Here is a 23,889-nt window from a genome sequence, read left to right on the forward strand (position 1 = left end):
TCGCGGGAAGTCGCGGCGCGCTATGGCCTGGTGTCATCGTTCGAGCGACACCTCGGTGGTCTTATCCGCGCGCTCGATCCTGATCTGCAACGGGCCTTGAGTGCGCCGGATGAGTTCGCCGATTTCCAGCGTGGACAAGCCTTGAAGCGACTGTCCGTTGATGGCGCGTATCCGGTCTCCTGCCACAATCCCGGCGCGATCGGCCGCGCCGCCGGGTTCGACCGCCACCACCGCAGCGAGGTCGGGGGAGACTTTTGCAAAGGCGGCCCCAAGCCCCAGGGGCGCTGGCGGCGTGTAATCGGCGGTCCGGAGGAGCAGTATCGTCGCATTCTGGTAGTCAAAGGTGATCGCGAAGTTTGCGAGTATGTCCGTGCCGATGTTGCCCGCCGTAGCACGCGAGGCGAATGCTCCGCTTGTGCTCTCCGAAAAACTCACGGGCAGGCCTCCGAGATCGAAGCCTCCGACTGAAAAGGCGTGCCCGCGCGTGGTCCATCGGGGAACAAGACCTCCGACGCCCATCGCCACCCCGCGTTCGCCCTGCCTGAGCATGTCCACGTCCATCTCGGACAAGGCCCACGGCGTGTGAAGCATCGTCGTGGACGCGTTGCCCGTGTCGATGAAGAACAGCCCCGGACGGCCATCGAGCGCCGCGTTGACCAATGGCGTATCGTCGATGAACTCAATGGGGAGTCGCCCGGAAGCACTGCGCGCCGTGCTTGCTGGCGGCGCGATGACGAGGCGGCGCTGCGCATAGTCGATCGTCACCGCCGCCCGCTCGAAAAGCTGGAGCCCGAGGATGCCGGCGATGGGATCGTCCTTGCCTCGCTCGATCGCGGGGTATGGCAGCGGCAAAACGAGGAACGGCTGGTTTACGAGCCTCGCCTCACCGATGTCGACGCTGTCGACCATGGCCCGGCTGCTCTCGATACGCGCGCCGCCCGCACCGCCGGTGCTTTCCCGGCCCTCGAGCGTCAATCCGAGGCTCGCCGCGACCGTCGAAGAGAGAATATTATGACCGCCGGTATCGACGATGAACGGCAGGGGGCGCGATCCGTTGATCGACGCCCGAACGACGACACGGCCATCGAACTCTATCCCGACTTCCGCGCGCGCCTTCCCCTCCGAAAAGATGACCGGATTGACCGGGATGGGCCGCGTGGTGATGCAGCCCGAAGATTCGGGAATCATTTGCGCTTTCGAAACGTGAACGACGCGGCCGCCCTCGCCCGCTCCTGTAACTTCGGAGAAGGGGACGGCGACACCTGGGGCAACCTCCCGGAAATCCGAGAGCGTCCAAGTCTCCGGTGCGAGATCTCCGGCGATGGTGACCTGCGTGCCGGCAGCGCCGCGCGAGACGGTGACGGGAAGACCCCGGGCGACTTCCTGGGTAAAAGGCTCGTCGTCGGCCGTCCCGTGCCGCTTCGAAATCAGGGCGCCATGCGCGAAGACCCAATGAAGCGATCGCAGCCTTCGCTGCGCAAAGTCGGCGTTCAGCGGATGGACGCCGCCCGACTCGTCCACCTCCCAGCCTTCGCTGCCCGACCACGTCACCCCGCCTCCCTGTAGCCGGTCCTCCGCGAACTCCGCAAAGCGACCCTGCCCAAGGTCGACGCATCGTCGCCAGGCAAGGTTTCTGCCGGCAACCTCCCTGGTGCCTTCCAACACGACCACGCGTGCATGGGCGTCTGCGAAACCGGCCCCGCCAAGAGCGACGGCGCACAGGACGACCGGCGCAATATACGCCCGCATTCGCGACATTCCCTTCATAGAAGATTCCACGATGTTCCCCTGACAGATGGCTCGACGCACAGCGTCGAGCGGCACTCCGTCGATGCCCTGCGGAATGCAAAGGCCCCAAGATGCAGATTTCGGTGCCGCCCAGCGATGTCAGCAGGCTTTGCGGCGAACGCTCGCGCGGGACCCTCGAACGGTCGACATCCCAGGCGACCACATTCAATGCGCCTTGTATGCTGAAACACGCCGATCAGGTTGGCCGGGTCTCGTGACCTTGCAGATTCATGAGCCAGTTATGGACAACCCGTCCAGTTCCTCGACGCCTGTCTTAACGTCCCAAGCCAAGAGCTCATATTGAGCCAGGTCGAGTTCGGTGAACGGGTCGTCATCACGCACGCGGTTCAGCGCAGCTGTGATTTCGTCATCACCGACGCGCAGCAATAGCGCGCCACCATGATGTGGCTTGAACGGACCCGACGCGATCAGCACGCCCTCCGATTTCAGGCGAAGCAGATAATCCCGGTGCGCCTGCCGATGTTCTTCGGCGACCTGGTCGATTGGGCATCGGTAGCGAACGATAGCAAGCGCATACATAGCGGCCTCCTTTCTCAAGGTGTTGCCTCAAATGCCGAGCTCGGGCCAGCACCCGCAAGGGGAACGACATAGGAGTGTCCGGTCTCCATCGGAGCTTACGAAGTCCGCGTGTTTCGCGCAGTGACGAGGACGCAAAGCAGCGGAAGCGCCGCAGCATAGACATATTGGGTCAGGGTTACACCGATGCCGAAGGGGAACCAGATATCAGGTGCGCCCAAAAGCTTGACTTCGGTGATAAAGAGCCCGACCGCCATCAGCCCCATGGCCGCTAGCGCCAGGCTCCGGCGCTCACCGCCGCGCCAGATGTGCACGGCGGCGTTGACGAACAGAGCAAGCGAAACGTAGCGGCCTGCCGAGCCAAGCGCCTGGACGTGGAGCACCACCCCCGCGACACGCATCGCCCATGCTGCGATGGCGCAGATGAAGACGAAGGTTCGGTTTCGCCCTGGTACCCAGACGTTCCAGGCGATGGTCCACCCCAGCATGGTCAACGGAGCGAGCAGAAGAGCGTTCAGCCAAACAAGCGGGGCGACGTCCAGCAGGCCGGTCCACGCTGCAACTGCATTGCCAAGCCGAAGGAAGGCCGTCGTTATGAGCGCTATCGCAAGCCAATGCGCGAAGCTTGGCCGGTCCTTTCTCAGGCTGCCGACCAATGCGATTACGGCGAGCAACATCATCATCCCTGCCAACGCCACTTCGACGATATAGCCTGCAATGGTCCGATTCCACTGCGCGGCATGCAGACGTTCGCCAAACGCGAGCGATGCCAATGTCGGGGCACTTCGCAAACCGCCGCTATGGTTGTCGCGCTCAAATCCGGGCTGCAGGTAAGCACGAATTGCCAGGATCCCGGTTTGGCCGCCGTCCTCGGGCAGCCGAACCAGCAGCGGGCGGGCGATAGTGACGCGGGGGCGCTGGTTGAAGTCTCCGACACCGCCGACGAGCCTGCCATTCCAGAACATCTGATAACCGTCGTCGACCATCGTCGGCCCCAGCAGAGCGAGCTCGCCATTCCATGGCAGCCGGATCTGGCGGCGATACCAGCCATACCCCTCGAGGTCGGGGTGTCCGCGTGCCCGCCAGCCATCGAGCAGACCTGGCAGTCCAACGTCGTTGTCCCGTGTCGCCGGGGTAGACAACAGGGTGACCCGTTCCCAATCTGCGTCGTCCGCTTGCGGGCTTGCCCATGCGGGGTCGTCTCCGGGGTGGAAGCGCCATTCGCCGTAGAGGGTGCGCGCGGTCCCGACCGGGTCCGGCCGGCCCCCGACCGCCAGCATCGCGACGACCGCCAGCGACGCTATCGCCGCAAGGGCCAGATAGGCACGTCGCAAAAAGCGATCCAAAACCACGCCCTCCCATGAAATACCGAGGAAAGTCGAAGGCGGCCAAGCTAGGAATGGTCGTTCATGCGCTTGTCTTCAGGACCCATTTCCCGCTATCTGCGCCATCATCAGGCAATGCGATTGCCGGCCGCTTTCCTGCAATGAACGACTGTAACGGCATCTCCATTCAGGCAACCATTTCGCGGCGGACGGTCGAGCGGTTCACCTGAAGTGTACCGTGCCGGCCCATCCTGGCCATAGGCATACGCCGCGCGCAAAACCCAAGCGCGACTGTTCATGCCCGCCAATCAATTGCTGCTCAGGGGGGGTAGCCCAAACGAACGGCTTTGATCTCTGTAAACGCCGAAACGCCTTCGAGGCCGTTTTCGCGACCATAGCCCGACAATTTCGTCCCGCCGAAAGGAAGTGTCGCCTCTCCGCCGCCGCCGTTGACGATCACCTGGCCTGCTTGGAGGCAGGCGACCATTTCCATCGCCCGGCGCAGGTCGCGCGTCCACACCTTGGCCGAGAGTCCATAGGCGCTGTCATTCGCGAGGGCAGCGACGGCGTTCGGCGCTGCCCCGTCTTCAAAGGCCGTCACAGCTATGACCGGCGCAAAGATCTCCTCGCGCCAGGCCCGTGCGCCGGGATCCACGCCCTCGAGGATCGTCGGGGGGAAGAAGTAACCGGCGCCAGGCATTGGCGTCCCGCCAGCGGATGCGCGAGCGCCTTGCTCGATTGCCTCTGCCACGATTGCCGCCGCCCGCGCTCGCTGTCGCTCGCAGATCATCGCCCCCATGTCGACATCCTGCCTGTAACCCGCCCCAACGCGGACACGCGCCATCTCGGCCCCGAGAAGGTCGATGAAGATCGAGTAGACCGTTTTCTGAACAAAAAGCCGCGAGCCGGCAGCACAATATTGGCCGCTCTTGAAGCATATCTCCGATGCAATGGCGGCCGCCGCCCGGGGCAGATCGGCATCGTCGAAAACGATCACCGGGGATTTTCCCCCAAGTTCCAGAACGGTCCGCTTGAGGTTGCTGTCCGCGGCAGCAGCGATGATCGAGCGGCCCGTGTCGACGGAGCCGGTGAAGCTGACCATGTTTACAGCCGGGTGGCGCGCCAGCGCCGCGCCCGCGATTCCGTCGCCGGTGACGATATTGATAACCCCCGGGGGGAAGCCGACCTTGCGACAGGCCTCTCCGATCCGTAATGCGGATAAAGGCGCCAGCTCGGACGGCTTGACCACAACGGTGCAGCCGGCGGCGAGCGCCGCACTCAGTTTCTGAATCGTCATGAGGAACGGCGCGTTCCAAGGTGTGATAAGTCCCACCACACCCACGGGCTCGCGCAGGTAGTAATTGGCGCCGCTTTGGCACGCCGACTGCATCGCCGTCGCACCGTTCACCTTTGTCGCCCAGCCCGCATTGTCGCGAAGGGCACGCAGTCCAAGCGGCAGGTCGCCACCGGCGATCGACGTCAGTGTGTGCCCGGCGTCCAAAGCTTCTATCAGCGCCCATTGATCGACCTCCCTCTCGATCCTATCGGCGAGCGCGAAGAGAAGCGCAGCGCGCTGCGACGCCGTCAGTAGCGGCCAGCCCCCTGATCGGAGGGCTGTTTCGGCCGCCGTCACCGCACGATCGATGTCATCGGCATTCCCCGCAGCGAACTCGGCAATCGCACGGCCGGTCGCCGGGTCTTCGGTAATAAGGGTGCTGCCGGCCGAACCTGTCCGCCACCTCCCCTCGATCAAATGGCCTGAAGTTCGTGCTTCGAGCTCGCGCAATAGACTTTCGATGTGCTCCTCTCCGAAACGGTCGGCAATGGACGGCTGGTTTCCGGAATTTTCCTGTTTCATTGGCGCTCTTCCCGGCAGATAGATATGGTCTGGACATTATGTAGATACTATCTACTAAATATTGGTAGACATTGTCAACCATTGATCGGCTGTGGGTGTGGGAGGGGTTCGCGATCGTGCAGCGGAGAGAAGAGGTCGAGGGCCTGGACAGGATCGGCAGGGTCATGGATCTGGTGAAAGCTCACCTCAGCCACGCGCTGCGCGCTGACGGGGAAGGCCTGCAACTCATGGAAGCCCATGTTCTGCGAATCATTCTCGCAGGTGGCGGCTGTTCGCAGCTCGACGTCGTGCGCGAGACGCGCCGCGACAAGGCGCAAATCGGTAAACTTGTGGCAAGCCTGGTAGCGCGGGGGCTCTTGACGAAGGGGGCCGATCCTTCCGACGGACGGCGCCAGCTCTTGGCCCTTACCTCGGCGGGCGAACGCGTCGCGCGTCAGTCCTTGCGGCAGCGAGAAATTATTGCGGACAAACTCTTTGCAGCGGTTTCGGCAGATGAACTTCAGTCGCTTCTCGGTACCCTCGCGCGGCTCGAAGCGCGCCTTTCCCAAGACCTCCCCGCCAGCTGATCCACCTTTTCGCAGGACTTAGAAAAAGCTGTCGCCGGTCGATGGTCGAGGACAGTTCACCTACACTCGGGGCGGCTTACTTCAGACCGGTGTCGCATTGGAGATCAAGCAAGCCATCAAGACCACGGGAAGGAAGACCTCGCGGCCGTGCGTCTACTCGCTCCGCAGCGCCTCGATCGGCGATAGGCGCGAGGCGCGGATCGCGGGCCACCCGCCGAAGGCCAGCCCGATCACGGCGGAAAACAGGATGGCGCCCACCGCCACGCCGAAACCGATCGGCGCCGGAAAATCGGCATAGGCGACGAACGCCAGTGCCGCGACCTTCGCGAGTGCGAGACCGACGCCGCCGCCGATGACGCACAGCACCGCGGCTTCGACCAGGAATTGATTGCGGATATCGGCGCGCTTCGCGCCGAGCGCCATCCGGAGGCCGATCTCGCGCGTGCGCTCGGTGACGCTCACGAGCATGATGTTCATGATGCCGATCCCCCCGACGAGGAGCGAGATCGATGCGATGGCTACGAGCAGCGCCTGGAATATCTGCGTCGCCTCGCCCGTGACCTCGGCGATTTCCGTCGTCGTGCGGACGGTGAACGGATTGATCTTGCCTTTCGCGACGCGGTAGCGATCGCGCAGGATTTTCTTGATCTCGTTCTGCCCGGCGATGAGCGACGGTTCGTCGTCGAAGCCGACGAAAGCGATATGGATGTCGTCGGGTCCCTGCGCCGGAGTGTCGAGCAGGCGCTGGCGCAGCGTTCCGAGCGGCACGATCACCAGATCGTCATTGTCGTTGCCGAAGCTGCTGCCCTTGCTTTCGAGCAGGCCGACGATACGGAACGGGACGCGGTTGATCCGCACCGTCTCGCCGACGGGATCGTAACTTCCGAACAGGCGGGTAGCAACGGTCTGGCCGAGGACGGCAATGCGCGAGGAGGCATTGGCGTCGCCCTGCTCGATGAAGCGGCCTTCGTCTGTATTGACGTTGCTGACGATCGCATAATCGGGTGTGGCGCCGATCACCTCGGTCGTTGTGTTACGCCCGGCCGCGACGAGTTGCACGCGGGTCCGGAGCTGCGGCGCGGTGGCGGTGATGCCCGGCACCTGTTTGGCGATCGCCTTGATATCCCGTTCGGTCAGCCGGCCGCGATCGGTGGTCCGGCGCGGACCGTCGCTGTCGGGCTCGGGCACGACGATCGCCATGTTCGCACCGAGCGCGCCGATCGATTCGGTCACCGACACCTGCGCCCCGGCGCCGATCGCGACTGCGAGGATGACCGAGAAGACGCCGATCATGACGCCGAGCGTGGTGAGGATCGAGCGCATCAGGTTGACGCGGAGCGCCGTCAGCGCGATCGCGACATTGATCCCCCACCCCGCAAGACTGCGCCAGAGCCGAGCGATCATGACGCAGGGCTCCGCCGGTTCTTTACCGGCTCGTCCTCGATGACCTTGCCGTCGCGAAACAGGATACGGCGCTCGGCATAGTCGGCGATATCGGGTTCATGGGTCACCAGCACGACGGTGATGCCCGCGGCATTGAGCGCCTGGAAAATGCCCATGATGTCGTTCGAGGTCTGCGTATCGAGCGCGCCCGTCGGCTCGTCGGCGAGCAGCATCAGCGGCTCGGTGACGAGGGCTCGCGCAATCGCGACGCGTTGCTGCTGCCCGCCAGACAATTTGGCCGGACTGTTCTCCAGCCGGTCCCCGAGCCCCATCGCTTCGAGCTTCGCCCTCGCGCGCTGCTGGCGCTCGGCGCGGCCGGCCCCGGCGTAGATGAGCGGGACCGCGACATTGTCGAGCGCGCTGGTGCGGGGCAGCAGGTTGAACTGCTGGAAGACAAAGCCGATCTTGCGGTTGCGGATGTCGGCGAGCTCGTCGCTCGACAGGCTGTTGGTGTCGATGCCATCCAACCGCAGCGTGCCCGACGTCGGCGTGTCGAGGCAGCCGATCATGTTCATGAAGGTCGATTTGCCGCTGCCGCTCGCGCCCATGATCGCGACGAATTCGCCGCGCTGGATCGCGAGCGACACGCCGTTGACGGCGTGGAGGATCTCGCCGCCGATCATGTAATCCTTGACGAGGGCGTCCGTCTCAAGAAGCGGTATCATCGCCGCTCTCCTCGTCGCCTGCGCTGCCCTCGTCTTTCCGGGGTTTGAGGGAGCGGCTGCGAACGAGTATCTTCTCGCCCGGTTTGAGGCCGCTGACGATCTCGGTATATTCGTCGCCTTCGACCCCGATGGTCACCTTGCGCATCGCGGGCCGATAGGGATCGTCGGTCGCGACGAACACACGGTGGGCGGGCTTGCGCTTCTTGTCCGGCGGTTGCTTCTCGTCATCGCGCGCGTCCGCTGGCACGTCGTCGGCGCGCGGGCGAAAGCGCAGCGCGCCCGACGGAACGCGGACGACCTTCGGGCGCGAACCCGTCACGATGTCGACATTGGCGGTCATGCCCGGCAGCAGTTTGCCGTCGAGATTGGGAACGTCGGCGATCACGAGATAGCTCACGACATTCTGGTTCTCGACCGCGGCCTGCCGGACCTGGCGCACCGTCGCGCGGAAGATGATGTCCGGATAGCTGTCGACCGAGAAATTGACCGCTTGGCCAACCTTGACCTGGCCGATATCGGCCTCGTCAACCGACGCCTCGACCTGCATCTGCGTGATATCGGTTGCGATCTCGAAGAGGTTCGGGGTCTGGAAGCCTGCGGTAACGGTCGACCCGGGTTCGACCAGCTTGTTGATGATGACGCCGCTCGACGGCGCGACGATGCGGGTTCGGGTGAGATCGAGCTGCGCCGACGAGAGCTCGGCGCTCGCCTGGCTGATCTGTGCCCGCGCACTCGACACTTGCGCCCTGTTCACGCTGGCCGCTGCACGCGCCGCGCCGAGCTGCGCGTCGGCGGCATCGAGATCGGCCTTCGACACGAAGCCGTTGCCGGCGAGCGCCTTGCGCCGCGCGTAATTGCGCTGCTGGATCAGCAGGTCATTATCTGCCTTGGCGACATTGGCCTCGGCCTGCCTGAGGCCCGCGCGCGCGAGCTCCAACTGTGCCTGTCCCTGCTGCACGCGCGCCTGGACACGGGTGGGGTCGATCAGCGCAAGCAGCTGCCCCTTTTTGACGGGACTGTTGTAATCGACGAAAACTTGCGTGACCTGGCCCGAGACCTCGGCGCCGACATTGATCGTGTTGAGAGCGCGCACCTTGCCGCTCGCCGACACGACGCGGTCGACGTCGCCGCGCTCGACTTTGGCCAGGACATACCCATAGTCGCGCGGCGCCGGCGACAGGATCTTGTAGAGCAGGAACGCTGCAATGAGCACGATCCCCGCTGACCAGAAGCGATGCCTGCCGGCCCACCCGCGCACTGTCCGCAACATTTGATTGCCCTTTTAAGACCGACCGAATCCCGGTTCGCCGGAGAACCGGTTCTGCCGGCTGCCTATCCTTGGCATGCCGGCGTGATCTTGCGAAAGCGGAATCGAGCATGACGGTACGGCCGCAGTTCCCCCGAGCCCGTCATCCCGATATCCCGATATGCCGATGCAAACCGCCGATTTGTTGTCTGGCCAAGGGAAAGAGCCGTGTCCGCCGTGGGGGCGTCTGCACGCGCAAGCTGGGCGAGCCCGCACGATGCGTCTTGGACCGGAGCATCGAAAGCGCAAGATCGGTCGAGCGCATGGCGGAGGCATCGCCTATTCCGGATCTGCCAAGCAGGAGTGAATGATGACGGCGGCCCGGAAGAATTATGAGGACCGGATGCAGAGAGTGCTCGATCATATCGACGCGCATCTCGGCGATGACCTCGACCTCGAAGTGCTCAGCAGTGTCGCCGCCTTTTCGAAATTTCATTTCCACCGGCAGTTCGCTGCGACCTTCGGGCTTTCGGTGCATCGCTATGTCCAGCTGGCCCGGATGAAGCGGGCCTCGCACCAGCTCGCGTCCGAGAAGGGACGGAGTGTGACGGAGATTGCGATGGACGCCGGCTATGACGCCCCTGATGCCTTCGCCCGCGCCTTCCGAGGCCGGTTCGGCCAATCGCCGTCGTCGTTCCGCAAATCGCCCGACTGGACGCCGTGGCTTGCGGCCTTCGGGCCTCTGAATAACGCGAGGAGCAGACTTATGCCGGTGCATTATGAAATCGACGACGTGACGATCCGCGACGTGCCGCCAACGCCGGTGGCGATACTGGAACATCGCGGCGATCGCGCGGGGCTGCCGGCCACGATCGAGACCTTTATCGCCTGGCGCAAGACCGTAGGTCTCTCGCCCGCGACGAGCCCGACCTTCAATATCTTTCGTTCGGAGCGGACGCCCGCAGACCCTGGAGACTACAGCATGGATCTCTGCGTCGGGACCGAGCTGCCCATCGATCCGGACGACGCGGTCATGCGGGCGGGGGTGATCCCGGGCGGCCGGTGTGCGGTGCTGCGCATCGAGCATGATACCCATAATCTGGAGCCTGCCGCCCTTTTCCTCTATGGCAGCTGGCTCCCGGCGAGCGGCGAGGAGGTCCGGGACTTTCCCATCTATTGCCGCCGGCACCTCAGCCTTTCTCCAGACGGAGGCGCTCAGGATGTGGTGGTCGAGCTGTTTCTGCCGCTCAAATAGCGCCAGAGGCAGCAGAGCTTTATCGGCCGGCGCACGCCCCCCCCCCCCCACGATATCGGAAACCCTGGGGAGAAGCGACGCTGGAGATGTTGAAAGACTTAAGCCTGGCGCCTGGGCTGCATCGTCTGCCTGAGCCAGGAGGCGAACCTCTCGGTGTGCATTATCATACCAAGATGGTTTCCGGGGGCGTCCCGGAGAGCGACGCCGAACTTTTCTGCGAGCATTTCCGTTGCCACCCGCGCCGGTTGCCCGATCGAGGCCTCGCCAGCCGCGACAATTATCCTCTCGCGGAGGATCGACGGGATGGACGGCTGAAAATGCACGGTGCACGGCGCCATGCGGCCAAGCGCGAAGCGCTGCTTCCCGCTTTCCTCCGTCGACAAGGGCGGCAAAATTATCCGTTCCCGCTTGGAATCTGCACTGCGCGTTTCCTGAAAGACCTGGCTGAGGTCGGCGAAAGCCTGAAGAGCTGCGCCGGGATCGTCGCGTGCCAATCGGAACGCCTTGTCGGCCTCCGCAAGCAGCATCTCGCCGTTGGGCGCCAATCCGAAAAGCGGGGGCTCATGAGCTACGAGTAGCTGCACAATCTCCGGATGTTCCAGAACCAGATGCAAACCGACCGCCGCGCCCCCACTGGCGCCAAAAATGAACACCGGTTCCTGCGAAACGGCTTCGACGATCGCACGAAGATCATCAGCGAGGACTGCCAGAGAAAAAGGAGCACCATCTGGCAGGAGGCTTTCGCCGACCCCGCGCGGATCATGCCGCACCACGGTGAAATCGGCTGCAAGCTTCGACGCAAGCGCCTCAAACCCCTGAATGCCAAGCGGCGCCCCTGTAAGGACCAGGAATGGCCCCGCGCCTTCGACGATGTAGCGCAATGTCACACCATCGCGATGGAGCCAATTTGGCACTTTGTTGCCCTTTCCAGCCGAATGCGACCTCATGAGCTGGGCCGCCCCTGCGCGTCTGCCTGCGCCGTGTGGCGGTCCATATGCGGTATGAAATCCATCTTGCCGATCGGCACACCTGCATGGCGCAACAGGGCGTAGACCATCGTCACGTGGAAATAGAAGTTCGGCATGATCCAGTCCCTGATATCCTCTTCTGCCGACATCACGAAGCGTACGCCATTGGGAAGCGTGAGATCGACGACCGCGTCTGCGTCCGCCCACGCGGCGGCTCCCGCCTCCTCCACCTGCGAGAGAATCGAGGCAATCCGTTCGCGAATCTCGGCGAGCGTGGTGTAGGCGGTCTCGTCGAGCGGAACGGCTTTCCCTCCGACCTGATTGAGGGCAAGAAGCACCTGATTGAGCGCGACGCGGAACTGCAGTTCCAGCGGAAACATGTCGTCGGTGAGCTTTTCCGCAAGCACTGCATCCGTCATTCCCGCGTCGAGAGCCTTGCCAACGAGACGGTCGAGCATCCCGAGCATGTCGATAAAGATGATCCGGGCGGAATGCGCGTAAGTCATAATCTTCCTTTGCAGTGAAAAGTCTGGTGATGCTGTAGCGTCTGCAGTGGTGGCGGACATCCGTCGACTTCGGCCAGATACGGGACGGCGGCCATCGGCCGCTGCGTACGACCGTTGGCTCGCAGACTTTGGTCATCGCCAGAGAGAAATATTCTCCTGTTCGAGCGCGCGCTGGACGGCTGGCCTCGCCTCGATACGCCGGGCGTGGCAGGTCCAGTTGGGAAAGGATTTCGGCATGTCGATGCTCATCCGCATGCCCCACCGATAGAAGACCGCCAGATAGGGATCGACGACCGAATAACGCTCCCCCAGCGCCCAATTGCCGTTGGCAAGCTTTGCCTCGATCACGCCGTAGGCACCGGTGAGGTGCTCCATTCCCCTTGCTTCGGATGTCGGGATGAGCATCGCTCGGATCGCAGAAATAGTCGGGCCGCCATATCATGCGGACCGCGACCGCGTGGACGCTTCCCGAGAGCCAGTTGAACCACTCGACAGCGCGAACGAGCGCTGCGCCGTCAGCGCCGAGCAGACCGACATCCGGACGCTCGATTGCCAGATGCAACAGGATCGCCGGCACTTCGGTGATGAGAAGGTCGTCAGCCGTCAGGACAGGGATACGCCCTTTAGGATTGAGCGCTCGAAACGCATCCGATTTCGTTTCGGGATGCCCCGGCGACATCAGCGCCAGCGTGTAGGGCTCACCGATCTCCTCCAATATGATATGGGGCGCCAGCGAGCACGAGCCAGGTGCCGCGTGCAGCGTGTAGCGATTTTTTTCTTCGTTCATTCAGTCGGTCCCCGTGTCGGCATGGGCAGAGCGGACATGCCGGACATCCGCTTCGATGCGGATGGACGCACCCCATGCCGCAATAGGAAGCGCGGTGTCACCGGGGCGCGTCGATGATGAGGATGCCCTCAGAGCCGCCGGCGGCCGGGTTGGCAAATATCATTCGCCTCCGCCCCTACGCTGGCCATCATCAAGTCGTTTACCCCGCACACCTGCCTTTATGCTGCGGCATTAAGCGGAGCGTTCTCCCCGCCGCTTCGACCCTATCATGCCATATTCGCGCGCACGGACCAGACCGCTTGGCCGCACCGAATGACCACTCGCCGCTAATCGGGCCATTCGCGCGGATCCAGGGTCTAATGCCTCAGCCAGTATCAGTGAAGGCGAAGGGCGCGCAGGGTGTCGAAGCCAGCTCCGAGCGGCGAGCGCCGGTTCGACCCCGGACGGTTTCAGCGAGGAAACACATGGGTTCCTGGATCATGTTCGCGTCGGCGGCGGTACTGCTCAATATCCCACCGGGACCGGACCTCCTGTATGTTACGTCGACGGCGATCGCGAATGGCAGGCGGGTGGGCGTGGCGGCGGCCGGAGGAATCGCGGCAGGCGCAATGGTTCACGTGATCGCGGTATCGCTCGGACTCTCCAGCATTCTTGCTACGTCGAAGGCCGCCTTCACTTTCGTTACCCTGGCTGGTGCCGCTTACCTTGTGTTCCTCGGGTTGCGGAGCTGGAGAACGGGCAGCGCGGGACAACTCGGGCGGCCCGGGGGCTCGATGAGTACCGGCACAGCCTTTCGCCAAGGCATGTTGGTCGACCTGTTCAATCCCAAGTCGGCCCTGTTCTTTCTGGCCTTCCTCCCGCAATTTGCCGATGTTTCGGCAGGCAATCTCGCAGCACAGCTGTTGCTGCTCGGCTTGACGACGATCCTCATCGGCCTGGTCGTGGAAGTCGCCGCGGCTCATGGGGCCGCGCAATTCACCGATACGCTGCGGGCGCGCCCGCGTGCCGCGATGTGGCTGGACCGGATGCTCGGCACGATCCTGATCGCTCTCGGTGTGCGGCTTGCGCTGCAGCGGCACGCTTAGCGCACCCTCTCCGCGCCGCATTCCGCATGTCCAGCGGGCCGCTCGATCCCCGACTATGTCTTGACGGACAGCAGGGCATCGACGACCGCGCGGACGGCGGGCAGAAGCCCGCGTCGCGTGGTGGTCAGCAGCGTGGTGCGAACCTCGCCCGCCGTCCACGCAGGGAGTATCCGCACCAGTCGGCCCTCCCCGATCGCCCCAGCCGACATCCATTCGGGAAGCGCCGATATGCCGAGGCCGGCGGAGCATGCGGCGAGCATGACCTGGGCCTCGTCGGCAACCATCCGGACTCGCGGCTGGACGACCTGGGCATCCCCCTCCGTCGAACGTAGCGACCATTGCGCCTCTGGAGCAGGGATAACCGCCAGGTGGCGCGCAAGATCGGTCACCTCTTCGGGCAGGCCATGTTCTCCGACATAGGCAGGCGAGGCAACCAGGACGACCGGTGCCCGCCTCAGCTCCCGCCCGATCAGGTCGCTGTCGGGCAGCGGCCCGGAATGGCTGCGCAAGGCAATATCGATATTCTCATGGACGAGATCGACGAACCGGTCGGTGACCTGAACCCGCAGCTCCACTTCGGGCAGGCGCCGGGCAATCTCCGGAAGCAGCGGCGCAAGGTGCCATTGGGCACCAGGTACCGACGCGGAGATTGTGACGGGCCCTGCGGGTGTGGATGCACGCCGGGCGATCACGTCCATCGCTGCCTCGCCTTCGCGTCGGAGATCCTGCGCGTGGACCAGCACGTCCCGTCCGAGATCTGTCAGCACGACGTTTCGGGGGGTGCGATGAAGCAGCCTTGCTCCCATCGCATCCTCCAGCGCAGCCATGCGCTTGCTCAATCCCGACTTGCGCCTGCCGCACAGCCGGGCCGCCGCCGAAAAGCTGCCAGCCTCGGCGATGATCGCGAAAAGGGCAAGATCATCGAGCCGCGGCAGCATTGTTCACTTCTGTGAACGAAGGAGAGAAAAATAGCGCACTTTCGAGCATATCGTTCATGATTTAGCACTGCAGGTCTCACATTCAAGGAGACAATGATGCCCAACCCCACCTTGCTCATCGGCTATCCCATGGGCAGCCCGATCGGTCTTGCGGCCGCGCTCGCATGGGCCGAAATCCCCCACGACATCGGGCGCGTCGACCTGCTCGATCGTCCCGCGGCCTTTCTGGCGATCAACCCTCGAGGGGAAGTGCCGGTTCTCATCGACGCCGAAGGACAGGTCCTGACCGAGACGCTCGCGATTGCAAGGTGGATCGAAAACAGGGACGACGCGAGGCGCGTCTCCTTTGCGCCGGGCAGCCGCGACGCGCTGCGCATGTGGGAACTCGCCTCCTTTCTCAACACCGGTTTCACTGGTGCCTTCGTTCCCTTTTGGGCAGCGATGGAAGCGCCGCACCTTACCACCGAACAGCGCGAATTTCTCCGCAGCTTCGGCACCGGCCTCGTCCGGAAACGGCATGAGCAGCTCGAAGCCATGCTCGGAGAGGGACCTTGGCTCGTGGGCGAACGCCGCAGCCTCGCCGACGCGATACTCCTCGGGGTCGGTCGGTGGGTGGAATTTCACGAGGTGTTCGATGTTGCCGACTATCCGCGTATCGCCGCCGTTCGCGCGCATATCGAAAAGGATGCCGTCGCCCAGGCAGCTGCCCGGCTGGAAAGCGATCCGGCCGACCCACGCGTCGTCGACCTCGCGGAGGCTCTCGCACGGGCACGATGACGGAATGCGCCGCGCTCCGCTCCCTGTCGCATCGGGCCTGCCGCTCCGCTCTCTATGCCGATGCGCCGGACATGCCCGGCAACCGTTCTGGGTCGGGATCGCGGCCGCAGCGGTCCGGCGAAACGAAACATCGGCGGGCGGCGACCGAAAACAGCCGCTCACGCGAATAAGAGCGCAAGGGATAATCCCGCGCGGCGAGCGGCGACGACTGGAGGAGGCCGAACAGCTCGTCGACCGGCTGGCCGCGATCGTTAGCGACCAGGAAATCGCCGAGGGCGCGGACGTAGAACTCGGTGATCGTCGCATGATAGCCCGACTGATCGGAGTTCGGGGTGCCAACCGCCTCGTTGTACCGCCTGATTATCCCTGGCATCTCGCGCGAGACCTGTTCAGCCGTTCGATGACGGAGCAGCCACAGGCAGGCGCCAAGATGGGCGTCATGGGTCCAATCGTCCTTCGGCAATGTGCCTGACACGAGCTTCTGCACCAGTTCGCCGAGCCTGCTTGGTTCCGCGGCCACCGCCATCGTTGGCGCCGCCTGCCGCAAAGCGGCGCCGAGGGCGTCGAGTGCCTTGTGCAACTCCTGCGTCGAGCGAAGGCCGAAGCCGAGCCGATAGATGTCATCGTGATCGCCCAGCAAGGTTGCGGGCGCCAGTGCAACGCCGTGCCCCGCCAGGCAGCGAGGGAAGTCGCGAACGGCGCCCGCACCGAGATGTCGCAACGCGATGATCGCGCCTGCGTCGGGACTGGTCCACTCCAGTGCACTCGCATGACGCTCAAGCCAACGTAATGTGATGACCAGTCGCTCAAGCAGCATGGCGCCCTGCTCGGCCAATATGCTCTCGTGCTGGCTCAGAACGGCCGTAGCGACGCCTTCTTCGAGCACCGGGCAGGAGTGGAACAGGTTGGCCGCAGCCTCGATGAGCGACTGCCTCAGTAAAGGGTCGCTGACGGCGATCCAGCCCATCCGCAGCCCCGGCACCCCATAGGCCTTCGACAGCGATCCAATGGTGACGACCTGGGCGCCGAGCCCTGCCGCACTTGGGGCGGGCTTGCCACCGAAGCCCGCCTCGCGAAAGGTCTCGTCGACGACAAGAATCGCCTGCGGCGCTCGCACCTTGACCATATCTGCGAGCCGCCGAATATCGTCACACGGCACGATCTGCCCTCCCGGGTTGCCGGGGGTGGCAAGACACACGAGCCGCGTGGCCGCAGAAAGACGGCGCCCCATCCGGTCGATATCGAGCCGATAAGCGCGATCGAACGTTGTGCGCTCCTTGTACACTGTCGCGCGAAGGGTGCGAAGATAGTCGCGTGCGGGCGGATATCCCGGTGTGACAAGCAGCGCCTCTCCGCCAGCCGCGAGCGCGCATGACGCGGCAAGCGCAAGGCCCGCGGTAGCGCCCGGAACCACGATGATGTCTTCGGCGGGCACGCCGCAGACGGAAGCGATCGCTTCCTTCAGTTTATCGCTTCCGCCGGGATGGCCATACGGAAGATACGAAGGACCGACAGAGGAGAGCATGGCGGACACGTCCAGAGGCGGCGCGGTGCTCCCCGCAAGAGGATGCGGCCCGCTGCATTCGAGCAGGGCGATGATCCCGCGCTTCGTCGGGCCTGATGAGGACATGTTCATCCGCATATCGTGTAGATATGGAAAATTTTGTGCAAACTAATCGTTCTGGCCCATTTGACCTAGATCTGCTAACCTGTCCGAATGAACCTTCGCCATTTGCCCCTTGGCGCATTGCGAGCCGTCGCGGCCGCCGCTCGGCTCGGTAGCTTCGCGCGCGCCGCAGACGAGTTGCACGTGACGCCAGCAGCGGTGAGCCAGCAAGTGAAGCTCGTCGAGGATTACCTCGGCGTTCGACTGTTCGACCGGCTCCACCGCGGGCTTCGGCCGACGGCTCGGGTTCTGGCTCTACAGCTTGAACTCGACCGCGCCTTCGCGACGATATCCGGCGCCTTGCATGAAACCGCCCGCGACGAGCAGCCTCCACTCGCCGTCGGCGTGGTGGGCACTTTCGCGCTCGGATGGCTCTTGCCGCGCCTTCCCCGGTTCGAGGCAAGTTTCCCGTCGGCGCGCGTGCAGCTGTTCACCCACAATAATCGCAAGGTCGACCTTCTCCGCGATCGACTCGATGTTGCAATCCGTTTCGGAGACGGGGGCTGGCCCGGCTGCCGGAGCCGGCATTTGCTTGACAGCTGGCTGACACCGCTATGCACGCCGCGCGTCGCTGCCGTCATGGACAGTCCGCGGGATCTCCGTCGCACGACGCTCCTGTCGACCTATCACCGGGACGACTGGCCGCGCTGGTTGTCGGCGAGCGGTATTGAGGTCGACGGCCGCCGCGGCCCGGTCTTCGATTCGTCGGTCGCGATGATACAGGCGGCGCTCGGGGATTTTGGCGTCGGTCTCGCGGACCCCCGGATGTTCGCGCGCCAGATTGCCGAAGGCGCTCTCATGCAGCCCTTCGGGACATCGATCCCGGCGGTTGGGGAATATTGGCTGACATGGAGGGAGCAGGTCCAAAGCCCGCCCGCTGCAGCCTTCTGCGACTGGATCGTCGCGGAGGCGGCCTCCACTTCCGGGTAGAGGGGCTTTTCCGACACGCGGCGCCGGGTGTGCATCGAGCTTGGCGGTCCGAACTCCTCGCCCGGGCTCGACGGGTGTGCGGTTGGCCTGAGGCCTGCCTATCGAGCTGTTCGGCAAAATATGTGGGTCGCGCCGTGGTCCTGCGTAAAGCTTATCAACGGCGCTACCGCGGGGAAGTCTTTGCGCAATATTCGTCGAACAACGTTCGCCGTGGCTCGCGTCGCAGCCGTTTCCTCCCCTCGCCTCCATGTACCGGGGGCGCGGCCCATCCAGCCAGGATCATCCCCAGCGCCAGCGCGGGTTGCAGCACCTGTGACGCTGGCGACGCCGGCCGCCCCGAATGCCTAACATGGCGCTTCGCATGCGGAGCGAGGGGCCTCACGGGAATAGCAGCAATTCGGCGAGAAGGAGCAGCGAAGCATAGGTGGCAATCATTGCTGGAGGGCGCACGGGCCAGACGTCGAGGAGCATGGCTGCGGCATGCAGAATCCGGCCGACAATCAGCAATCCCGCCGCAAGCAAAAGCCAGCCAGACGGAGCGGCGCGATATTCCGCGAGGCCGCAGAGGATCAGCGCCAAGGGAACATACTCCACGAAATTGCCCTGCGCCCTTATGTGGCGCAGCAGTCGCTCGTCCTCGCCGGTTCCCAGTTTCACCCTGGCTTTCATGCGGGCAAGACTCACAGCGAGGCTGAGACCGAACAAGGCGATCGCGGACAGGGCGGCAAGTGCCGAGGTGATGGGAAGCATCGATAACTCCGTGGTCGAGGATGCTCTGCATGCGCACACGCTTCGCGGTTGGAGCAGACAGATAGCCCGAATCCACCACCTGGCGCCGTAGAAGGCGAGCCTCAGGCGGCGGAGCGCCAAATCATCCTGCCGAACCGCACAGGATGCCGGTGCGATCGGCCGACAGGTCCTTGAATCACCCGGAACGCGGCCCCTTGCGTTTAGCGGATCGTTGAGCCGAAAGTCTTTCCGGGGTAACGGTCCCGGGCCGTTACCCTGCGAGAGACCCATGCCCAGACCCAAGCTCCATAGCGACGAGGACATCCTGACCGCTGCGCGCGACGTGCTCCTGAGCGAAGGTCCGGTGGATTTCACGCTCGCGGACGTTGCAAAGGCCGTCGGCATTTCGCGTGCCGCCCTTATCCAGCGCTTTCAGGACAAGGCGACGCTCCATCGCAAGGTCATGGAGGCCATGACGCAGGAGGTGCGCGATTATTTCGGCGCCAGATCGTTGGTGCCGGGCCTTGACGGATTGTGGAGCCTGCTGCGCGAACTGATTACGGGCATGGATCCCGAAACAGGCAATGAGGCTTATCTCCTGCTGTTCTGGGGCGATATCGTCGACCCGCAGCTTCGCCGCCTCGCGCTCGAACGCAATGAACTGGTGCGCCATGCCATCGAGAGCAGCCTGCCGGTTGCCGAGGGAGACCAGCGCTCCCGGTCCGAGCTGGTCCAGTCGGTCATCCAGGGATCCTATATGCAGTGGATGGTGAGCCGCGAGGGCGAGCTCGCCGATTATATGGCTCTGCGCACCTTGCGGGTTCTCCAGCTTCTTTATCCGGACCATGAATTCCGGCTCTGACATCGAACCCACTTGATAATAACCGACGCGACGGTTATATATTTTGCAGCAGCAGCTTGGCTGCTTTTTGCTGCGAGCAATATCGATGCCTTCAGTCATGCTTCCGCCGGCCCGGCCGGTCGTCAGGGGTGCGCCCCCGAAAGCCCTGCTCGGTTTGAGCGCAGCCGCGTTCGACGCGCTTCGTCCGCCCCCAGGATGCGCCTACCGGGACCTGTTTTCTGCCAGGCTGCGGCCCGACGTCGCGCGCTGGGCAACCGGGCACGGCCTCGCGCTCCATGCGCTCAAGCAGCTACAACGCTCCCGCGGCGGGCGGTCCGAGAAATTTCTGTTCGGCCTGGGCGACGGCTATGCGGTGGAAAGCGTTCTCATCCGACGTCGCGACGGGTTTACGGCGTGCGTTTCTTCGCAGGTCGGCTGCGCCTTTTCCTGCCGCTTCTGCGCCTCGGGGCAAGCCGGCCTGAAGCGCAATCTCACGGCGGCCGAGATCGTGGAACAGGTGGTGCACCTCGGCCCCAGGGTCAACCGCATCGTCTTCATGGGGATCGGCGAGCCGCTGAACAATTATGACAATGTGCTCGGCGCGATCCGCCTGCTCCGCGACCGCCGCGGCCTCGGCTTTCCGACGACCGGGATCACATTGTCGACGATCGGCATTCCCAAGGCGCTCCGCCGGTTGCGCGAAGAGCATCTCGGCATAAACCTGACCATTTCGCTGCACGCGACGACGCAGGCAGTTCGCGATCGCCTCATTCCGGGCGCCGCCAGGCATGATATCGGCGAAGTCGTCACGCGCGCGCTGTCCTGGGCCGATCGTCACCGGCGCAAGGTGACTTTCGTGTACCTCGTCCTGCCGGGGGTCAATGACAGCGTTGCCGACGCGCAGCGGCTGGTGTCGATGTTTGCCGACAAACCGGCACGCATCAACCTGATGCGCTGGAATCCCGTCGACGCGATCAAGCTGAGGCGCACGGAGGACCGCATGCTGAGCTTCTTCCGCCACCGGCTCGACCGGGCCGGAATTCCGGTCGTGGTGCGCGACACGCAGGGAAGCGACATCGACGCCGCATGCGGGCAGCTCTGGCTTCGTGACCTAGGAGGGAACCGGGCAAGCGACAGGTGAGCCGGGGCGCGGCCGTCGACGTGACCCGCCCCGCGCCTGGCGGAACTGGCGCGCGATTGGCTGCTAGGCGGCTCCCGCCCTGGCCAGCGGGAGCGGCACGGCAAACTTTCGCCCTTTATGTGGCACGGGCCGCTGCCCACGCGTCGTGTGACATCTCGTAAAATGCCTCGCCCTGCTCCGAGCCGGCAATCGGGTTGGCGTAAGCGACGAACTCGGTGCGGAGGAGCCTCATACCGATCTTCTCGAGCACCCTCCGCGACCCCCGGTTCACGGCCATCGTCTGGGCCGTGATCCGGGCGTAGCCGGCATGAGCGAACCCCCAGTCGACAACCACCCGGGACATCTCGGTCGCGAACCCTTGTCCCCAGGCGGACCGGCACAGCCGGTAACCGAGCTCCGCGCTATCCTCATCCCCGGGTATCAGCGATATCCATCCGACGAAGCCCCCTCCAGCCCGCCGACGGAGGGTCCACACGTCGCGCTCGATGCCCCTCGGCCTGAGGAACGGGGTGTCCTCATTGCTCGCGGTCTCGTCATCGACGGCGCCGCCATTGAGGAAGCGCATGACCTCGTGGTCGCGCTCAAGACGCGTGAAATGCTCCCGGTCTTGCGGCTGACACGGCGTCGCAACCAGCCGCTGCGTAATAAGGGTTCGATCGTTACCGTTCATCACACACGCCATACCAGACTCTCCGCGCGTGGATCGCATGCCCTTAGCGCGAGAGGAAGACGTCGAGCAGGGCCGGTCGCTCCCGCCAAGCGAGGCCACGATCTCCCTCGTGGCCTCGCGCGGAACGGTAATCCAAGGCGAAACGAGTACCCCAGGCAGCGGGCGTCAGACGCCCGAGCGCGAAGAGCGCCCGCGCCTCGGCCTACACACCATCGCTGCCGAACCAGAAGCCGAGCGCATCCCGCAAGCTGGCGTCATCGAGGCTTCCCGCCCAGGCGACGTAGCCATCGGGACGCACGAGCAGCGCCTCGGGCGGTTCGACCGGCCCCAGAACCGGCAGGTCCCAAGTCGCTTCGCATCGCGCCGCGATCCGCAGGACCCGGTCGCTGGCCGCAACCTTCTCGGGATCGGCGCCTTTTGCGAACGCGAAGAGAACCGGCCGTCCCTCGTGAAGATATTCGTACATGGTCCGGGTGCGTCCTCCGGCGACGATCTCGAGATCGGGGAGACGGCGTCCGACGAGCGGATGGTCGCCGCCGAGATCGTAGCGAATGGTCAGACCAGCGCGCTCGGCCACGAGATATTTGCGCGGGGCGTCCATGGCGGCCAGTTCGGACATTTTCTCTCCCAGCGCCCGGCTGCGGGGGTCGCGTCGCTGCAATGCCACTTCGGCCATGGCGTTGCGAAGCACGCGGTCGGCGACAGGGTGACGTTCAGCCTGATAGGTGTCGAGCAAGGCGTCGGGAGATAGGCCCTGCACCACCTGCGCCAGTTTCCAACCCAGATTGAAGGCGTCCTGGACCCCCATGTTGAGCCCCTGCCCCCCCATCGGCGGATGGATGTGCGCGGCGTCGCCGGCGAGAAGCAGGCGGCCCTGTCGATAGGCGACCGCCTGGCGGCACTGATCGGTAAAGCGCGAGATCCAGGTCGGGTCATGGATACCGAAGTCCGTCCCGTAAACCTCGACGAGAAGGGCCTTGACCTCCTCCAGTCTCGGCTGATCGCCGCGATTGAGAGCATGCTCGACAAGCACGATGCGCACCCGGTCGGGTTCCTCCATCTTGCCGAGCGCATAGGTTCCATGGGCGTCGTCGGCGATTCCCCACCGCGGTTCCTCCCGCCATCTGGCCTCGGCGATCAGCCAGCTCTTGGAGGGCTCCCAGCCCGCAAACTCGATGCCTCCCTGCTTGCGGATGGCGCTTCGCGCGCCGTCACAGCCGACGAGATAGGCCGAGCGCAGATGCGTGCCGTCCCCGAGCTGTGCCTCAACCCCCTCCTCGTCCTGCCGGAAGTCCACGACCTCCTGTCCGCGGTAAATGCGAACGCCCTGTCCCGCGACACGGTCGGCAAGCATTGCCTCGAAGCGGCTTTGCGGAAGCGCGAGGAAATAGTTGCGGCGCGTCGGCGTGTCGCTGACGTCCAGCATCGTCTCGTGGAACGGCGCGATCTGGAAGCGCTGCCCTTCCGCGACGAATTGGTCGCCGACGCCGCGCTGATCGAGAAGTTCGAGTGTTCGCATGTGGAGGCCGCCCGCACGCAGCCCCGAAAGGGCCTGCGTTGCGCGCTTCTCGACGATCGCGACGTCGACCCCTGCAAGTGCCAGCTCCGATGCGAGCATCAGGCCCGTGGGGCCGGCGCCCACAATCAGGACCTGGTGCGTATGAGGAGCGTGTCCGGGCGAGCCGGTCGAAGCCGCGATACCTGAGTTCTGCGTCAAAATTTTTCTCCTGCCTTGTAAGCCACTGAAAAATATCACGAACTTTTTTCTCGCCAATTCTTGAAGAAATGCCATCCGGGCCCATTTAGATACCGAGGAAGACGTGCGCGTTTTGTACGCTCCGGGCGGATGGTCGCTACTTTGCCCAAACTCTTCTGATCCTGTGCAAATTTGCCCATTCGGCGCGCCGGGCACGACTGCCGCGCTACGTCTGCGCGGGCCGTATGGCGGAGCAGCACCGACGCTGTTTCCAAGTTTTTTTGCGGGAACGAATCGCTCTCGATTCGCGCGCCGGACCCCGGCGCGCCGCTCGGGAAAGTCGATTGTGCCTCCCACAAGTTTCGTCTTCCCGCGCGACCGGGTCCGCACCCGGTACGTCCCCTCTTTCAAACCTGGAGAATGACGGCTCGATAAAGCGAGCAGCAACCTATGTCGCGCTAGGCACCACGGC

22 protein-coding genes and 1 pseudogene are annotated in these 23,889 nt (G+C 64.2%); 7 read left to right on the plus strand and 16 right to left on the minus strand.

What is annotated here, in order from left to right; translation table 11 throughout:
* Nucleotides 1-33: 33 nt before the first annotated feature.
* The 4 genes from HDC35_RS19860 to HDC35_RS13130 form a co-directional block, all read right to left on the minus strand.
* Nucleotides 34-1,824, minus strand: a complete 1,791-nt coding sequence (locus tag HDC35_RS19860) for an aspartyl protease family protein (RefSeq protein WP_184647509.1) — start codon at nt 1,822-1,824, stop codon at nt 34-36.
* Nucleotides 1,825-2,016: 192 nt separating this feature from the next.
* Entirely contained in the window at nt 2,017-2,328 is a 312-nt protein-coding gene (locus tag HDC35_RS13120) for a YciI family protein (protein WP_184647511.1), read from the minus strand.
* 95 nt (nt 2,329-2,423) lie between these two features.
* Nucleotides 2,424-3,677, minus strand: a complete 1,254-nt coding sequence (locus HDC35_RS13125) for a glycoside hydrolase family 2 (RefSeq protein ID WP_184647512.1) — start codon at nt 3,675-3,677, stop codon at nt 2,424-2,426.
* Between the two features lie 292 nt (nt 3,678-3,969).
* Nucleotides 3,970-5,508, minus strand: a complete 1,539-nt coding sequence (locus tag HDC35_RS13130; protein WP_184647514.1) for an aldehyde dehydrogenase — start codon at nt 5,506-5,508, stop codon at nt 3,970-3,972.
* 71 nt (nt 5,509-5,579) lie between these two features.
* On the opposite strand from HDC35_RS13130, the gene HDC35_RS13135 reads away from it, so the two are divergent.
* On the plus strand, nt 5,580-6,074 hold the full coding sequence (locus tag HDC35_RS13135; RefSeq protein WP_184647516.1) for a MarR family winged helix-turn-helix transcriptional regulator: 495 nt from the start codon (nt 5,580-5,582) through the stop codon (nt 6,072-6,074).
* A gap of 153 nt (nt 6,075-6,227) precedes the next feature.
* Here the strand turns inward: HDC35_RS13135 and HDC35_RS13140 are convergent, their stop codons facing one another.
* From HDC35_RS13140 to HDC35_RS13150, 3 genes are read right to left on the minus strand one after another with little or no spacing between them, the layout of a single operon-like run.
* Entirely contained in the window at nt 6,228-7,478 is a 1,251-nt protein-coding gene (locus HDC35_RS13140) for an ABC transporter permease (protein ID WP_184647518.1), read from the minus strand.
* Nucleotides 7,475-8,182, minus strand: coding sequence for an ABC transporter ATP-binding protein (locus HDC35_RS13145; protein WP_184647520.1), 708 nt, complete (start codon nt 8,180-8,182; stop codon nt 7,475-7,477). Before HDC35_RS13145 ends, HDC35_RS13140 begins: the two co-directional genes overlap by 4 nt.
* Nucleotides 8,166-9,452 (minus strand): efflux RND transporter periplasmic adaptor subunit, encoded by a 1,287-nt coding sequence (locus HDC35_RS13150; RefSeq protein WP_184647522.1) that lies wholly within the window; start codon nt 9,450-9,452, stop codon nt 8,166-8,168. Before HDC35_RS13150 ends, HDC35_RS13145 begins: the two co-directional genes overlap by 17 nt.
* A gap of 343 nt (nt 9,453-9,795) precedes the next feature.
* Between HDC35_RS13150 and HDC35_RS13155 the strand changes: the two genes are divergently transcribed.
* Nucleotides 9,796-10,683 carry a GyrI-like domain-containing protein gene (locus HDC35_RS13155; protein WP_260397721.1) on the plus strand — a complete coding sequence of 296 codons (888 nt, stop codon included), beginning with the start codon at nt 9,796-9,798 and terminating at the stop codon, nt 10,681-10,683.
* Between the two features lie 98 nt (nt 10,684-10,781).
* On the opposite strand, the gene HDC35_RS13160 is transcribed toward HDC35_RS13155, so the two are convergent.
* The 4 genes and pseudogenes from HDC35_RS13160 to HDC35_RS19955 form a co-directional block, all read right to left on the minus strand.
* Nucleotides 10,782-11,564, minus strand: coding sequence for an alpha/beta fold hydrolase (locus HDC35_RS13160; protein WP_260397722.1), 783 nt, complete (start codon nt 11,562-11,564; stop codon nt 10,782-10,784).
* 62 nt (nt 11,565-11,626) lie between these two features.
* A complete protein-coding gene (locus HDC35_RS13165) occupies nt 11,627-12,217 on the minus strand; it encodes a DUF1993 domain-containing protein (protein ID WP_260397723.1) in 591 nt (196 codons plus the stop codon).
* Between the two features lie 72 nt (nt 12,218-12,289).
* Nucleotides 12,290-12,532 carry a glutathione binding-like protein gene (locus HDC35_RS13170; RefSeq protein ID WP_184647524.1) on the minus strand — a complete coding sequence of 81 codons (243 nt, stop codon included), beginning with the start codon at nt 12,530-12,532 and terminating at the stop codon, nt 12,290-12,292.
* 181 nt (nt 12,533-12,713) lie between these two features.
* A pseudogene (locus HDC35_RS19955) lies at nt 12,714-12,944 on the minus strand (glutathione S-transferase N-terminal domain-containing protein); the annotation flags it as partial.
* Between the two features lie 464 nt (nt 12,945-13,408).
* Here HDC35_RS19955 and HDC35_RS13180 point away from each other — a divergent pair.
* Nucleotides 13,409-14,029, plus strand: coding sequence for a LysE family translocator (locus tag HDC35_RS13180; RefSeq protein ID WP_184647526.1), 621 nt, complete (start codon nt 13,409-13,411; stop codon nt 14,027-14,029).
* A gap of 53 nt (nt 14,030-14,082) precedes the next feature.
* Here HDC35_RS13180 and HDC35_RS13185 read toward each other — a convergent pair whose 3' ends face one another.
* A complete protein-coding gene (locus tag HDC35_RS13185) occupies nt 14,083-14,967 on the minus strand; it encodes a LysR family transcriptional regulator (RefSeq protein ID WP_184647528.1) in 885 nt (294 codons plus the stop codon).
* 93 nt (nt 14,968-15,060) lie between these two features.
* On the opposite strand from HDC35_RS13185, the gene HDC35_RS13190 reads away from it, so the two are divergent.
* Nucleotides 15,061-15,744, plus strand: a complete 684-nt coding sequence (locus HDC35_RS13190) for a glutathione S-transferase family protein (protein WP_184647530.1) — start codon at nt 15,061-15,063, stop codon at nt 15,742-15,744.
* A 52-nt stretch (nt 15,745-15,796) separates the two neighbouring features.
* Here HDC35_RS13190 and HDC35_RS13195 read toward each other — a convergent pair whose 3' ends face one another.
* Entirely contained in the window at nt 15,797-17,380 is a 1,584-nt protein-coding gene (locus HDC35_RS13195) for a pyridoxal phosphate-dependent aminotransferase (protein ID WP_184647532.1), read from the minus strand.
* A gap of 81 nt (nt 17,381-17,461) precedes the next feature.
* Between HDC35_RS13195 and HDC35_RS13200 the strand changes: the two genes are divergently transcribed.
* Nucleotides 17,462-18,340 (plus strand): LysR family transcriptional regulator, encoded by an 879-nt coding sequence (locus HDC35_RS13200; protein ID WP_184647534.1) that lies wholly within the window; start codon nt 17,462-17,464, stop codon nt 18,338-18,340.
* Nucleotides 18,341-18,718: 378 nt separating this feature from the next.
* On the opposite strand, the gene HDC35_RS13205 is transcribed toward HDC35_RS13200, so the two are convergent.
* A complete protein-coding gene (locus HDC35_RS13205; protein WP_184647536.1) occupies nt 18,719-19,090 on the minus strand; it encodes an MAPEG family protein in 372 nt (123 codons plus the stop codon).
* 268 nt (nt 19,091-19,358) lie between these two features.
* Between HDC35_RS13205 and HDC35_RS13210 the strand changes: the two genes are divergently transcribed.
* Together HDC35_RS13210 and rlmN are read left to right on the plus strand one after the other, a co-directional pair.
* Nucleotides 19,359-19,931 carry a TetR/AcrR family transcriptional regulator gene (locus HDC35_RS13210; protein WP_184647538.1) on the plus strand — a complete coding sequence of 191 codons (573 nt, stop codon included), beginning with the start codon at nt 19,359-19,361 and terminating at the stop codon, nt 19,929-19,931.
* 154 nt (nt 19,932-20,085) lie between these two features.
* Nucleotides 20,086-21,051, plus strand: a complete 966-nt coding sequence (gene rlmN / locus HDC35_RS13215; protein WP_221438251.1) for a 23S rRNA (adenine(2503)-C(2))-methyltransferase RlmN — start codon at nt 20,086-20,088, stop codon at nt 21,049-21,051.
* 115 nt (nt 21,052-21,166) lie between these two features.
* On the opposite strand, the gene HDC35_RS13220 is transcribed toward rlmN, so the two are convergent.
* Nucleotides 21,167-21,721 (minus strand): GNAT family N-acetyltransferase, encoded by a 555-nt coding sequence (locus tag HDC35_RS13220; protein WP_184647542.1) that lies wholly within the window; start codon nt 21,719-21,721, stop codon nt 21,167-21,169.
* 202 nt (nt 21,722-21,923) lie between these two features.
* The gene (locus HDC35_RS13225) at nt 21,924-23,633 is read right to left on the minus strand and encodes an FAD-dependent monooxygenase (RefSeq protein ID WP_221438253.1); all 1,710 of its coding nucleotides are present in this window, start codon (nt 23,631-23,633) and stop codon (nt 21,924-21,926) included.
* Nucleotides 23,634-23,889: the final 256 nt, after the last annotated feature.

This window comes from Sphingopyxis sp. JAI128, from assembly GCF_014207235.1.
Classification (GTDB): Bacteria; Pseudomonadota; Alphaproteobacteria; order Sphingomonadales; family Sphingomonadaceae; genus Sphingopyxis.